Source organism: Enterobacter sp. P82 (assembly GCF_037053385.1).
Lineage (GTDB): Bacteria > Pseudomonadota > Gammaproteobacteria > Enterobacterales > Enterobacteriaceae > Enterobacter.
Window position 1 is genome coordinate 2092128 of sequence record NZ_JBALHX010000001.1, and the last position, 13887, is coordinate 2106014.

At 57.1% G+C, this 13887-nt stretch carries 10 protein-coding genes; 8 read left to right on the forward strand and 2 right to left on the reverse strand.

The window, feature by feature from the left end:
• Positions 1-182 precede the first annotated feature (182 nt).
• Positions 183-1415: a molybdopterin molybdotransferase MoeA gene (gene moeA / locus WB237_RS09980; RefSeq protein ID WP_336212704.1), complete on the forward strand. Its 1233-nt coding sequence runs from the start codon at positions 183-185 to the stop codon at positions 1413-1415.
• Position 1416: 1 nt separating this feature from the next.
• On the forward strand, positions 1417-2169 hold the full coding sequence (gene moeB, locus WB237_RS09985; RefSeq protein WP_336212706.1) for a molybdopterin-synthase adenylyltransferase MoeB: 753 nt from the start codon (positions 1417-1419) through the stop codon (positions 2167-2169).
• A gap of 89 nt (positions 2170-2258) precedes the next feature.
• Here the strand turns inward: moeB and fsa are convergent, their stop codons facing one another.
• Positions 2259-2921: a fructose-6-phosphate aldolase gene (fsa, locus tag WB237_RS09990; RefSeq protein WP_023326972.1), complete on the reverse strand. Its 663-nt coding sequence runs from the start codon at positions 2919-2921 to the stop codon at positions 2259-2261.
• 128 nt (positions 2922-3049) lie between these two features.
• Between fsa and WB237_RS09995 the strand changes: the two genes are divergently transcribed.
• The 4 genes from WB237_RS09995 (at position 3050) to WB237_RS10010 (ending at position 8774) form a co-directional block, all read left to right on the forward strand.
• Positions 3050-3949: a glycyl-radical enzyme activating protein gene (locus WB237_RS09995; protein ID WP_336212709.1), complete on the forward strand. Its 900-nt coding sequence runs from the start codon at positions 3050-3052 to the stop codon at positions 3947-3949.
• 4 nt (positions 3950-3953) lie between these two features.
• Positions 3954-6386: a formate C-acetyltransferase/glycerol dehydratase family glycyl radical enzyme gene (locus tag WB237_RS10000; RefSeq protein ID WP_336212711.1), complete on the forward strand. Its 2433-nt coding sequence runs from the start codon at positions 3954-3956 to the stop codon at positions 6384-6386.
• 166 nt (positions 6387-6552) lie between these two features.
• Complete coding sequence (locus tag WB237_RS10005; protein ID WP_114978462.1) at positions 6553-7368, forward strand: Cof-type HAD-IIB family hydrolase; 816 nt, start codon at positions 6553-6555, stop codon at positions 7366-7368.
• Between the two features lie 149 nt (positions 7369-7517).
• The gene (locus WB237_RS10010) at positions 7518-8774 is read left to right on the forward strand and encodes a DUF1479 domain-containing protein (RefSeq protein WP_336212715.1); all 1257 of its coding nucleotides are present in this window, start codon (positions 7518-7520) and stop codon (positions 8772-8774) included.
• Here WB237_RS10010 and WB237_RS10015 read toward each other — a convergent pair.
• Positions 8771-9844: a LacI family DNA-binding transcriptional regulator gene (locus tag WB237_RS10015; RefSeq protein ID WP_336212717.1), complete on the reverse strand. Its 1074-nt coding sequence runs from the start codon at positions 9842-9844 to the stop codon at positions 8771-8773. The genes WB237_RS10010 and WB237_RS10015 overlap by 4 nt on opposite strands.
• 288 nt (positions 9845-10132) lie before the next feature.
• On the opposite strand from WB237_RS10015, the gene WB237_RS10020 reads away from it, so the two are divergent.
• Complete coding sequence (locus WB237_RS10020) at positions 10133-11434, forward strand: MFS transporter (protein WP_336212720.1); 1302 nt, start codon at positions 10133-10135, stop codon at positions 11432-11434.
• Between the two features lie 17 nt (positions 11435-11451).
• Complete coding sequence (locus WB237_RS10025) at positions 11452-13815, forward strand: glycoside hydrolase family 31 protein (protein WP_336212722.1); 2364 nt, start codon at positions 11452-11454, stop codon at positions 13813-13815.
• Positions 13816-13887: the final 72 nt, after the last annotated feature.

Below are 13887 nucleotides of genomic sequence, written 5' to 3' on the forward strand. Positions count from 1 at the left end.
CACCCGTTAGCCTGATTCGCGGCTTTTTCTATAAATATCATTATCGTCGATGAAACTTCAGATGATTTTTGAATATAGAAAGACGCAACTGTGATGTAAAGCGTACACCCATCGGGTCATACAGTTAGCCGCACTTTTCTGCCATAATGAGCGCTTTCGTTGTTACTGTGCAGGAGCCCACCATGGATTTTACCGCCGGACTGATGCCGCTTGAGACGGCACTCACGCAGATGCTTGACCGACTTTCCCCGCTGCATGACGTTGAGACGCTGCCCCTCGTGTGCTGTTTTGGCCGTATTGCCGCGCGCGATATCGTCTCTCCGCTTAACGTGCCGGGGTTCGATAACTCCGCGATGGACGGTTACGCGGTGCGCCTGGCGGATATTCAGACGGGTCAGGCTCTGCCAGTGGCAGGTAAAGCCTTTGCGGGTCAGCCGTTTAACGGTGAATGGCCTGCGGGCACCTGCGTACGCATCATGACCGGAGCACCCGTTCCGGCAGGCTGTGAGGCGGTAGTGATGCAGGAAGAAACTGAACTGACGGACGACGGCGTGCGCTTTACCGCTGGCGTTAAAGTGGGTCAGAACATCCGCCGCACAGGGGAAGACATCACACTCGGCGCGACAGTCTTTGCTGCGGGGCAGAAATTGACCGTGGGCGAGCTGCCCGTGCTGGCATCACTCGGCATTGCGGAAATCGACGTTATCCGTAAAGTGCGCGTTGCCGTCTTCTCCACTGGCGACGAGCTGCAGCTTCCGGGCCAGCCGCTGCAGGACGGCCAGATTTACGACACCAACCGTCTGGCGGTACACCTGATGCTGGAGCAGCTGGGCTGCGAAGTGATTAACCTCGGCATTATTCCAGACGACCCGGAAAAACTGCGCGCGGCGTTTATTGAGGCAGATAAATCCGCCGACGTGGTCATCAGCTCCGGCGGCGTCTCCGTGGGCGAAGCGGATTACACCAAAACCCTTCTTGAAGAGCTGGGCGAAATCGCCTTCTGGAAGCTGGCTATCAAGCCAGGCAAGCCGTTCGCGTTTGGCAAGCTCCCACACAGCTGGTTCTGCGGCCTGCCGGGCAACCCGGTCTCGGCGGCACTTACCTTCTACCAGCTGGTGATCCCGCTGCTGGCAAAACTTTCGGGCAACCACGCCAGCCCGCTACCGGTACGCCAGCGCGTGCGTGCCGCCACGCGCCTGAAAAAATCACCGGGTCGTCTCGATTTCCAGCGCGGTATTCTGGCGCGCAACGCGGACGGCGAACTGGAAGTGAGCACCACCGGACACCAGGGTTCGCACATCTTCAGTTCCTTCAGCCAGGGCAACTGCTTTATCGTGCTGGAGCGTGAACGTGGCAACGTGGAAGCCGGGGAATGGGTTGAGGTTGAGCGCTTTAACCACCTGTTCGGAGGTTAAGATGACGGTGGAGCTGACCGACCAGGAGATGATGCGCTACAACCGCCAGATTGTGCTGCGTGGTTTTGATTTCGAGGGCCAGGAAGCGCTCAAGGCGGCCAGCGTGCTGGTCGTTGGTCTTGGCGGTCTGGGCTGCGCTGCCGCACAATACCTTGCCGCAGCGGGCGTGGGCAGGATGACGCTGCTGGATTTCGATACCGTGTCGGTGTCAAACCTGCAGCGCCAGACGCTGCACAGCGATGCGACAATTGGCCAGCCGAAAGTGGACTCTGCCCGCACGGCGCTGGTGCGCATCAACCCCAACGTTCAGTTCGCCCTGATTAACGCGATGCTGGATGACGACGCGTTGCGCGACCAGATTGCGCAGCACGATTTGGTACTCGACTGCACCGATAACGTGGCCATCCGCAACCAGCTCAACGCGGGCTGTTTTGCTCACAAAACCCCGCTGGTCTCCGGCGCGGCGATCCGCATGGAGGGACAAATCAGCGTCTTCACTTACGCTGAGGGAGACCCCTGCTACCGTTGCCTGAGCCGTCTGTTTGGCGAGAACGCGCTGACCTGCGTCGAAGCGGGCGTGATGGCGCCATTAGTCGGCGTGATCGGCTCACTGCAGGCGATGGAAGCGATCAAAGTGCTGACGCACTACGGCACGCCTGCAGCAGGGAAAATCGTGATGTATGACGCGATGACCTGCCAGTTCCGCGAGATGAAGCTGATGCGTAACCCGGGGTGTGAGGTTTGCGGAGGTTAAAGCAAACGGCAACCTTCAGGTTGCCGTTTTAGTGTTTGCTCCCTCTCCCTGTGGGAGAGGGTTGGGGTGAGGGCATCAGGCCGTACCCGTCAGATAGACGTCCGCCCAAACGCCCCCTGCCAGTCCTGCTCAAACTTCACAATCGCCGCATCTACGGCCGGAGACGTAATAAACTGCTGCGCCACATCCAGCGGCAGCGTGATGGACTCGCAGCCTGCCAGCAGGCAGTCCAGCGCCTGACGCGGCGTTTTAAAGCTCGCGGCCAGCACTTTTGACTGCGGTGCGTGCAGCGTCAGTAACTGCTGTAATTCCACAACCGTCTGGATCCCGTCCCCGCCCTGCGCATCCACGCGGTTAACGTAAGGGGCCACATATTCAGCCCCCGCCAGTGCGGACAGCATCCCCTGCGCAGCGCCGTAGACCGCCGTACCTAGCGTCGGGATCCCTTCCGCTTTCAGCATTTTGATTGCCGCCAGCCCTTCTGCGGTCACCGGCACTTTCACCACCAGGTCGTTAATGATGGCGCGCAGCTTACGCGCATCTTCCACCATACCTTCCGCGGTAGTCGCCATCACCTGAGCGAACAGACGGCCTTTGCCGCCCAGCGCGTCGTGCAGCGCTGGCAGCAGCTCGTCCAGCGGGGTTTTACCTGCCGCCACAATGCTTGGATTAGTGGTCACGCCCGCCAGCGGGAAGATACGCGCCAGCTTTTTAACTGCCGCAACGTCAGATGTGTCGAGATAAAGTTCCATGATGTCACCCTCAAAATTAGCCTGCACTTACCCTATCACAGCAAAACCTGCTCAGTAGTTGACCTGCATCAATATAACTTTCATTCGAAAGTAATTTAATCTTCATATGCAAGATGAGAGGCAGAAACATGATCTTCAATATTCAGCGTTACTCCACCCACGATGGCCCCGGTATTCGTACCGTGGTGTTCCTGAAAGGCTGCTCGCTGGGCTGTCGCTGGTGTCAGAACCCGGAAAGCCGCGCCCGCACCCGGGATGTGCTGTTTGATGCGCGCCTTTGCCTGGACGGCTGCGATCTGTGTCAACAGGCGGCCCCGGGCTGTATCGAACGTGCGCTGAATGGCCTGGTCATCCACCGCGAGAAGCTGAGTGAAGAGACGCTTAATGCCCTCACCGACTGTTGCCCTACACAGGCTCTAACCGTGTGTGGTGAAGAAAAGCAGGTCGCAGACATTATGGCAACCGTGCTGCGCGATAAACCGTTTTATGATCGCAGCGGCGGCGGGATCACCCTCTCCGGTGGCGAGCCATTTATGAACCCGCAACTGGCGCATGCCCTGTTTAAGGCCAGCCACGAACAGGGTATTCACACCGCCGTCGAAACCTGCCTGCACGTGCCGTGGCACTATATCGAGCCGTCATTACCGTACGTCGATCTGTTCCTCGCCGACCTGAAGCATGTGGATAGCGAGGTATTCAAACAATGGACGGACGGGTCAGCCAAACGGATCCTGAACAACCTGAAACGCCTGGCCGCTGCCGGAAAAAAAATCACCATTCGCGTGCCGCTGATTCAGGGCTTCAACGCCGATGAAGCATCTATTACCGCCATTACCAACTTTGCCGCCGACGAACTCGGCGTCGACGATATTCATTTTCTGCCATACCACACGCTGGGCATGAACAAATACACCCTGCTCGGCCAACCTTACTCTGCCCCTGACAAACCGCTGGATAACCCTGCCCTGCTGGACTTCGCGCAGCAGTACGCTTGCCAGAAAGGGTTAACCGCGACCTTACGAGGATAAACCTATGACGACCCTGAATCTCAACACCCTCAGCGAGCGCATTAAAGCGCATAAAATGGCCCTGGTACATATTGTGAAGCCGCCGGTCTGTACCGAGCGCGCACAGCATTACACCGAAATGTACCAGCAGCATATGGACAAACCGATCCCGGTGCGTCGCGCCCTGGCGCTGGCACATCACCTGGCGGAACGTACTATCTGGATCAAACACGATGAGCTGATCATCGGTAACCAGGCAAGCGAAGTGCGCGCCGCGCCGATTTTCCCGGAATACACCGTCTCATGGATTGAGAAAGAGATCGACGATCTGGCAGACCGCCCGGGCGCGGGCTTTGCGGTAAGCGAAGAGAACAAACGCGTGCTGCATGAAATCTGCCCATGGTGGCGCGGGCAGACAGTACAGGATCGCTGCTACGGCATGTTCACCGACGAGCAGAAAGGTTTGCTGGAAACCGGCATTATCAAGGCAGAAGGCAACATGACGTCAGGTGATGCACACCTGGCCGTTAACTTCCCGCTGGTGCTGGAGAAAGGTCTCGACGGCCTGCGCGCCAAAGTGGCCGAACGCCGCTCGCGCATCAACCTGACGGTGCTGGAAGACCTGCACGGCGATCAGTTCCTGAAGGCGATTGATATCGTGCTGGAAGCGGTAAGCCTGCACATCAAACGCTTCGCCGATCTGGCGCGCGAGATGGCCTCTACCGAGACCCGCGAAAGCCGCCGCGACGAGCTACTGACGATGGCAGAAAACTGTGACGTGATTGCTCACGAGCCGCCAAAAACCTTCTGGCAGGCGCTGCAGCTGTGCTACTTCATTCAGCTGATCCTGCAGATCGAGTCCAACGGCCACTCCGTCTCCTTCGCGCGTATGGATCAGTATCTCTATCCGTACTACCGTCGCGACGTGGAGCTGGACCAGAGTCTTGACCGCGAACACGCCATCGAACTGCTACACAGCTGCTGGCTGAAACTGCTGGAAGTGAACAAGATCCGCTCCGGCTCGCACTCTAAAGCCTCTGCCGGCAGCCCGCTGTACCAGAACGTCACTATCGGCGGTCAGAAACTGGTGAACGGCGAGCCAATGGATGCGGTGAACCCGCTCTCCTACGCCATTCTGGAATCCTGCGGTCGTCTGCGCTCCACCCAGCCAAACCTGAGCGTGCGTTACCACGCGGGTATGAGCAACGACTTCCTTGACGCCTGTGTACAGGTGATCCGCTGCGGCTTCGGTATGCCCGCGTTTAATAACGATGAAATCGTGATCCCGGAATTCATCAAGCTCGGCGTGGAAAAAGACGATGCGTATGACTATGCGGCAATCGGCTGTATCGAAACCGCGGTGGGCGGCAAGTGGGGTTATCGCTGCACCGGCATGAGTTTCATTAACTTTGCCCGCGTGATGCTCGCCGCGCTGGAAGGCGGTCGCGATGCCACCAGCGGCAAGGTCTTCCTGCCGCAGGAGAAAGCGCTCTCTGCCGGCAATTTCGATAACTTCGACGAAGTGATGGCGGCCTGGGATAGCCAGATTCGCTACTACACCCGTAAATCTATTGAGATTGAGTATGTGGTGGATACGATGCTGGAAGAAAATGTTCACGACATTCTCTGCTCGGCTCTGGTGGACGACTGCATCGAGCGCGCGAAAAGCATCAAGCAAGGCGGCGCGAAATACGACTGGGTTTCTGGTCTGCAGGTGGGGATCGCCAACCTCGGCAACAGCCTGGCGGCGGTGAAGAAACTGGTCTTCGAGCAGGGTACGATTGGTCAGCAGCAGCTTGCCGCCGCCCTGGCAGATGATTTCGACGGGCTGACCCACGAGCAGCTGCGACAGCGTCTCATCAACGGTGCGCCGAAGTACGGCAACGACGACGACAGCGTGGACATGCTGCTGACGCGTGCCTATCAGACCTACATTGAAGAGCTGAAGCAGTACCACAACCCGCGCTATGGTCGCGGCCCGATTGGCGGTAATTACTACGCGGGTACATCATCCATCTCCGCAAACGTGCCGTTTGGGGCGGCAACGATGGCGACCCCGGACGGACGTAAGGCGCACACCCCGCTGGCGGAAGGGGCAAGCCCGGCCTCCGGTACGGACCACCTTGGCCCGACGGCGGTGATCGGCTCTGTGGGTAAACTGCCGACGGAAGCGATTCTCGGTGGCGTGCTGTTAAACCAGAAGTTGAACCCATCGACGCTGGAAAACGACAGCGATCGCCAGAAGCTGATGGTGCTGCTGCGCACCTTCTTTGAGGTGCATAAAGGCTGGCATATTCAGTACAACATCGTCTCGCGTGAAACGCTGCTGGAAGCGAAGAAACATCCTGACCAGTATCGTGATCTGGTCGTACGCGTGGCAGGCTACTCGGCGTTCTTTACCGCCCTGTCGCCGGATGCGCAGGACGATATTATTGCGCGTACTGAACATACGCTTTAAAAAAACGCCCGGTGGCGCTGCGCTTACCGGGCCTACATTGTCTCCCCGTAGGCCGGGTAAGGCGTAGCCACCACCCGGCTTTTTACTTTCATTCGAAATTAAATTTGTGCTCTCCGTCACCTTGTTATTAGAATGTTTCAAACGCAGTGATCCAGGAGCGCAATGTATGACCGTAAAAGTTATCGTCACCGATATGGACGGAACTTTCCTTAATGATGCCAAGCAGTACGATCGTGACCGCTTCCAGGCGCAGTTTGAACAGCTTAAAGCCCGAGATATTGAATTCGTTGTCGCCAGCGGCAACCAGTATTACCAGCTCATCTCCTTCTTTCCGGAGCTGAAAGATCAGATCTCCTTTGTGGCCGAAAACGGCGCACTGGTGTTCGACCACGGCGAGCAGATTTTCCACGGCGAGCTGACGCGTCACGAATCGCAAATCGTTATTGGCGAACTGCTGAAAGACAAAGGGCTGAATTTTGTAGCCTGCGGCCTTGAAAGTGCATACGTCAGCGACCAGGCTCCGGAGGCCTTCGTGGCACTGATGTCAAAACACTATCACCGTTTAAAACGCATCAGTGATTACCACGAAATCGACGACGTGCTGTTTAAGTTCTCCCTGAACCTGCCGGACAGCGATATCCCGAATCTTATCGACAAACTGCATGTGTCGCTGGATGGCATTATGAAGCCCGTCACCAGCGGCTTTGGCTTCGTTGATTTGATTATCCCTGGCCTGCACAAAGCCAACGGCATTAGCCGTCTGCTGAAGCGCTGGAAGATCTCCCCGCAGGAGTGTGTGGCTATTGGCGATAGCGGCAACGATGCCGAAATGCTGAAACTGGTGAAATATTCCTTTGCGATGGGCAACGCGGCGGAAAGCATCAAAGAGATCAGCCGCTACAGCACCGACGATAACAATCATCAGGGCGCGCTGAATGTCATTCAGGCGGTGCTCGACGAGCATTCCCCTTTCGACGCGTAATCCTCTCCTCGCCGGGGCTTTGCTCCGGCTTTTCCCTTCTTTTCCATCCTGTGGCACACATCAAGTTTTTAAACTTGCATTAACTTATTTTTAACTTAAAGTATCACTTGTAGATATTTTTACTTTCGAATGAAAGATGCGAGGCAGTTATGACCTTTACCAGTGAAACTTTGCCAGCAGATCACAAAGCGGCAATCCGTCAGTTAAAACGTGAGTTACGCGCGCAGATCGGTGACGTGCAGGCGGTGTTCAACAAGCTCAGTGATAAAATTGCCACCCGCGTGGCGGAAATCAACGCGCTGAAAAACAAAGACGAAACCGTCTGGCCGGTGATCCCGTTTGCCGATGTAAAAAACGGCACGATCAGTGCTGAACAGCGCGAAGCCGTTAAACGTCGTGGCTGTGCAGTCATCAAGAACCACTTCCCGCGCGAGCAGGCGCTGGCGTGGGATCAGTCGATGCTCGACTACCTCGATCTCAACAAGTTTGACGAGGTATATAAAGGCCCGGGCGATAACTTCTTCGGCACCTTAACGGCCTCTCGCCCGGAAATTTACCCGATCTACTGGTCGCAGGCACAAATGCAGGCTCGTCAGAGTGAAGAGATGGCACAGGTGCAGTCGTTCCTGAACCGTTTATGGACATTCGAGAGTAACGGTAAAACCTGGTTCGACCCGGACGTGAGCGTAATTTATCCGGATCGTATTCGTCGTCGTCCACCGGGAACCACCTCGAAAGGACTGGGCGCGCATACTGACTCCGGCGCGCTGGAGCGCTGGCTGTTACCGGCCTATCAGCAGGTGTTTGCCCGAGTCTTCGACGGCAACGTCGATAAATACGATCCGTGGAACGCCGCGCACCGTACCGAAGTGGAAGAGTACACAGTCGATAACACCACCAAATGTTCGGTGTTCCGTACCTTCCAGGGCTGGACGGCGCTGTCGGACATGATTCCGGGTCAGGGGTTACTGCACGTGGTGCCGATCCCGGAAGCGATGGCTTACATTCTGCTGCGTCCGCTGCTGGATGACGTGCCGGAAGATGAGCTGTGCGGCGTGGCTCCGGGGCGCGTGCTGCCGGTTTCCGAGAAGTGGCACCCGCTGCTGATCGAGGCGCTGACCAGCATCCCGGCACTCGAAGCGGGCGATTCCGTATGGTGGCACTGCGATGTTATCCACTCCGTCGCACCGGTGGAAAACCAGCAGGGCTGGGGCAACGTGATGTACATTCCTGCCGCACCGATGTGCGAGAAAAACCTCGCCTATGCGAAGAAGGTCAAGGAAGCCCTGGAAACCGGCGCATCACCGGGTGATTTCCCGCGTGAAGATTATGAAAAAAGCTGGCAGGACCGCTTTACCGTGAACGATCTCAACATCCACGGCAAGCGTGCGCTGGGCATGGTTTAACTGTCGTATAGCCCTTCCCGCTCAACGGCGGTGCGTCGTTTCCCCTGACGTATCCGCCGTACCGATTCCCGCACGGTCAGCGTGCCGTTAAGCAGCAATGTTCCTACCGGCGCGTCTGGTCGCATCAGCCGCTGCTGAAGCATATGAACCGCTTCCGTTCCCAGTTCATCACGCGGAACATGCACGGCCGTCAGAGGAACATCCTGAATCGCCGCCAGATTAAACCCGTCGATACTCATCACCGACACGTCCTGCGGCACGCGAAGACCGTGGTTTTGCAGCGCGCTGATGGTACCCGCCGCCATAAAGTCGCCGCCCACCAAAAACGCGGTGGGTAAATCCTTCCCCTGCATGTCGTCGAGCCAGGTGCTGACCAGCTGTTCCGTTTCGCGTGCGCTGAAGCTGGGTACCACCAGCAGATCATGTTTATCGCTGAACTTCAGGTTATGGGACAGCCACGCATCGCGGATCCCCGACAGACGCTGCTCCATGGTGTAGCGTCGCAGACACAGCACGTTCATCACCTCACGGTGTCCCATCTCGAACAGATATTCCGCCGCCCGCTCGCCAATGGCGCGATGATCCGGCGCGACAGCAGGCAGGCGCATATGGCGGTCACGGCAGTTAATCAGCATACAGGGTTTACCCACATCCACCGCCAGATCGTGGATATGCGGATCGTCGATACCGAGCAAAATGGCTGCCTGGGTATCCGGTTCGTTCATCCGTGCCAGAAAAAGTTGCGCGTCGCTGTCGTTCTCTTCCAGCGCACAGTAGCGTAACCGCACTTCGTGGGAAGCCAGCCCTTTACCTACACTCTGGATCACACGGTAGTAAAAGATGTCGGACCGCTCGTCAAACGCCCTCTGGGGGGCAAAAACCACCAGGCTGTTAAGCAGCAGACGCCCTGCCGCCATGCCGTCCATCACCCCCAGCTCGCGCGCGCACGCCAGCACCTTTGCACGCGCTTTTTCGCTGGTATTCGCTTTTCCCGCCAGCACGCGCGATACAGTGCTGATTGAGAGCTGCGTTCGGGCGGCGATTTCGGTGATTTTTAGCCTTTTGTCCATTTTGTGATCTGGCTCCATTTGCGAAATGAAAAAATTTTCATAGCGTATCTATCAGGCAGTAACTGACATAAAAGCCATCATGCCAGAGGGTTCAGGTCAGTTATGAGAAATTTTGCACAAAATCCACTATTGCCTACTCATTTTCTCCCTTAAGGTGAACTTGTCACACAACTTCCATACTAGTTGTATACCAATTGAAGCAGTATAACCGGATAGAAATCAAAGCCATAAAAAACTGTGTGACACCTGAACCTCCGTCCCCTTACCGTCCGTCTTGTGGAGAGTAAAATGAGTCAGGACATCAATAACACTGTTGCGGCAAGCAAAACCCGTCGCGTCATCAAGAACCTGCGCTGGTACGTGCTGGTGCTGTTCTTACTTGGCGTCACTGTTAACTACATCACCCGAAACTCATTAGGGATCCTCGCCCCGGAACTGAAAGAGAGCCTCGGGATCACCACCGAGCAATACTCCTGGATCGTGGGAGCATTCCAGATCGCCTACACCATTTTCCAGCCTCTGTGCGGCTGGTTGATCGACGTGATCGGCCTGAAGATTGGCTTTATGATTTGCGCCGGGATCTGGGCGCTGATGTGTATTTTCCATGCAGGTGCCGGAAGCTGGCTGCACCTGGCTATTCTGCGCTTCTTTATGGGTGCCTCAGAAGCCGCCGCTACGCCGGCGAACGCCAAAACCATCGGCGAATGGTTCCCGAAATCAGAGCGTCCTGTGGCCGCCGGCTGGGCGGGTGTGGGCTTCTCCATCGGCGCGATGCTGGCTCCACCTATCATCTACTTTGCGCACGCCTCGTTCGGCTGGCAGGGCGCGTTTATGTTTACCGGCGTGCTGGCGCTGCTGTGGGTGATCCTCTGGTGGGCGTTCTACCATAACCCGGAGCAGCACCCGAACCTGAGCAAAGAAGAACTGGCGTTTATCAAGCAGGATAACGAACCGCCTGCGGTGAAACTGCCCTTCCTGACCGCGCTGAAAACCGTCTCGAAGAACAAACGTTTCTACGGCATCGCCATTCCGGCCTTTATGGCGGAACCTGCCTGGGCAGTACTGAGTTTCTGGGTACCGCTGTACCTCGCCAAAGAGCACGGTATGGATCTGAAGCAGATTGCGATGTTTGCCTGGTTACCGTTCCTCGCCGCGGATCTCGGCAGCGTGGCGAGCGGCTACCTGACGCGTCTGTATACCCGCCTGTTCGGCTGCTCCCGCGTTAACTCGGTCGTCGCCAGCTCTGTGACCGGCGCGTTCCTGATGATCTCTCTGGGCATCGTGGCCATTACCCGCGACCCGTATATCACCATCGTGCTGATTTCCATCGGCGGCTTCGGGCACCAGATTATCTCCTGCATGCTCAGCGCCCTGGTCGTTGAGTCGTTCGACAAAGGCCAGATGGCGACCGTCAACGGTATGCGCGGCTCGGCGGCGTGGATCGCCAGCTTCCTGTTCTCACTGTTAATCGGTGTAACCGCCGACAAAATCGGCTTTAACCCGCTCTTTATTGCCATGGGCTTCTTTGACCTGATTGGTGCTGTCTTCCTGGTAGCATTTATTGCTGAACGTCGCGCCAAGCGCGCCTGATAGTGGATGTAGTGATTATGAAAACCCTGAAAAACTGGACCATTGATACGCAGTCGGCAAACCATCTGGAACTGCTGGTCGATAACCAGCACCGCCTGTGCCTGTATGTGCTGGAAGAGAACCTGTTCCGCGTGATGATCAAACGTAAAGGCGAACTGGCGCTGGACCGCACCTGGAGCATCGCCCCGGAGCAAGACGTGCCGTGGGAAGGTCGCCGTCGCGATGATTTAAGCGGTTTCACTTGTCCTGCCTGGACGCTGACGCAGCAGGATAAAACGTTAACCGTGGCAACCGAACAGCTGCGCGTGACCGTACACCAGCCGCTGTGGCTCGAATGGCACTACCGTAACGATGCAGGTGAATGGCAACCGCTGGTGAATGACCGTCCGACCAGCGCTTACCTGCTGAATGCCCACGGCGACGGCGTGGCGCACTACCTGAGCCGTCGTAAGGACGAGCGCTTTTACGGCCTCGGTGAAAAAACCGGTGATTTACAGCGTAACGGCAAGCGCTACGAGATGCGCAACCTCGACGCAATGGGTTATAACGCAGCCAGCACCGACCCGCTGTACAAGCATATTCCCTTCACTATCGCCCGTCGCGATGATGTGAGTTACGGCCTGTTCTACGACAACCTGAGCAGCTGCTGGCTGGATCTGGGTAACGAAATCGACAACTACCACACCGCCTACCGCCGCTGGCAGGCGGAAGCGGGTGATATTGATTACTACATCTTCACCGGTAAACGCGTTCTGGACGTTACCAAAGCGTTTGTACGCCTGACCGGGAAAACGCTGTTCGGGCCAAAATGGAGCCTCGGGTACAGCGGCTCGACCATGCACTATACCGACGCACCGGACGCGCAAAACCAGCTGATGAACTTCATTCGCCTGTGCGAAGAGCACGCCATTCCATGCGACTCGTTCCAGCTCTCGTCGGGCTATACCTCGATCAACGGCAAACGTTACGTCTTTAACTGGAACTACGACAAGGTGCCGCAGCCAAAGGTAATGAGCCAGGCATTCCACGACGCGGGGCTGAAACTTGCCGCGAACATCAAGCCGTGCCTGCTGCAGGATCATCCGCGCTATAACGAAGTGGCAGAAAGCGGCCTGTTCATTCGCGATTCAGAAACCGATACTCCCGAACGTTCCAGCTTCTGGGATGACGAAGGTTCTCATCTCGATTTTACCAACCCGCAGACAGTGCAATGGTGGCAGGAAGGTGTGACCACGCAACTGCTGGAGATGGGTATCGACTCCACCTGGAACGACAATAACGAGTATGAGGTATGGGATGGTGAAGCCCGCTGTTATGGCTTCGGTAAGGAGATCGCCATCAAGCATATTCGCCCGGTGATGCCGCTGCTGATGATGCGCGCCTCGCTGGAAGCGCAGCAGCGTTTCGCGCCGGAAAAACGTCCGTATCTGATCTCTCGTTCCGGCTGTGCAGGGATGCAGCGCTACGTTCAGACCTGGAGCGGCGATAACCGCACCAACTGGGACACCCTGCGCTATAACATCCGCATGGGGCTGGGCATGAGCCTGTCCGGGCTGTTCAACGTCGGTCACGACGTGGGTGGTTTCTCCGGCGACAAGCCGGACGCCGAGCTGTTCGTGCGCTGGGTGCAGAACGGCGTGATGCATCCACGTTTTACCATTCACTCGTGGAATGATGACCATACCGTTAACGAGCCGTGGATGTATCCCGGCGTCACGCCAGCCATTCGTAGCGCCATTGAGCTGCGCTATCGTCTGCTGCCGTATCTCTACACTCTGCTCTGGCAGGCGCATGCTGACGACGAACCGATGCTACGCCCGACGTTCCTCGACCACGAACACGATGCGCAGACCTTCGAAGAGTGCGATGAGTTCCTGCTGGGCCGCGACATCCTGGTCGCAAGCGTGGTCGAAGCCGGTCAACGCGAACGTCGCGTCTGGCTGCCGGATAATGAAACGGGCTGGTATGACTTTTACACCCACGCATGGTTCTCCGGCGGGCAATGGATCGACCTCGACGCTCCGCTGGAAAAACTCCCTCTGTTGGTGCGCGCCGGGGCCGGTCTGCCGCTCAGTGAACGCATCAGCCATGTGAATGCTGAGAAAGACGACACCCGCGAGCTGAAGCTGTTCCCGGTAAAAGGCGTTGGCACCAGCACCGGTCTGCTGTTTGAAGATGACGGCGAAAGCTGGGGTTACCAGAACGGCAATGCGCTGTGGGTGGAATGGGAAATGGTGTGTGACGCCGCAACCGTCAACCTGAAGATCAATGCGCGAGGGGACTACCGTCCGGCGTGGAAAGCGCTGAAGGTGTCATTACCGGCGGGGGAAAAACGTACGCTGCGGGTGAATGGTACTGAAGGGAGTGAGTGGGTAGTGTAGTGCAGCCTGATGCCCTCTCCCACAGGGAGAGGGTTAGCATGTAAGCCGGGTAAGGCGAAGCCGCCACCCGGC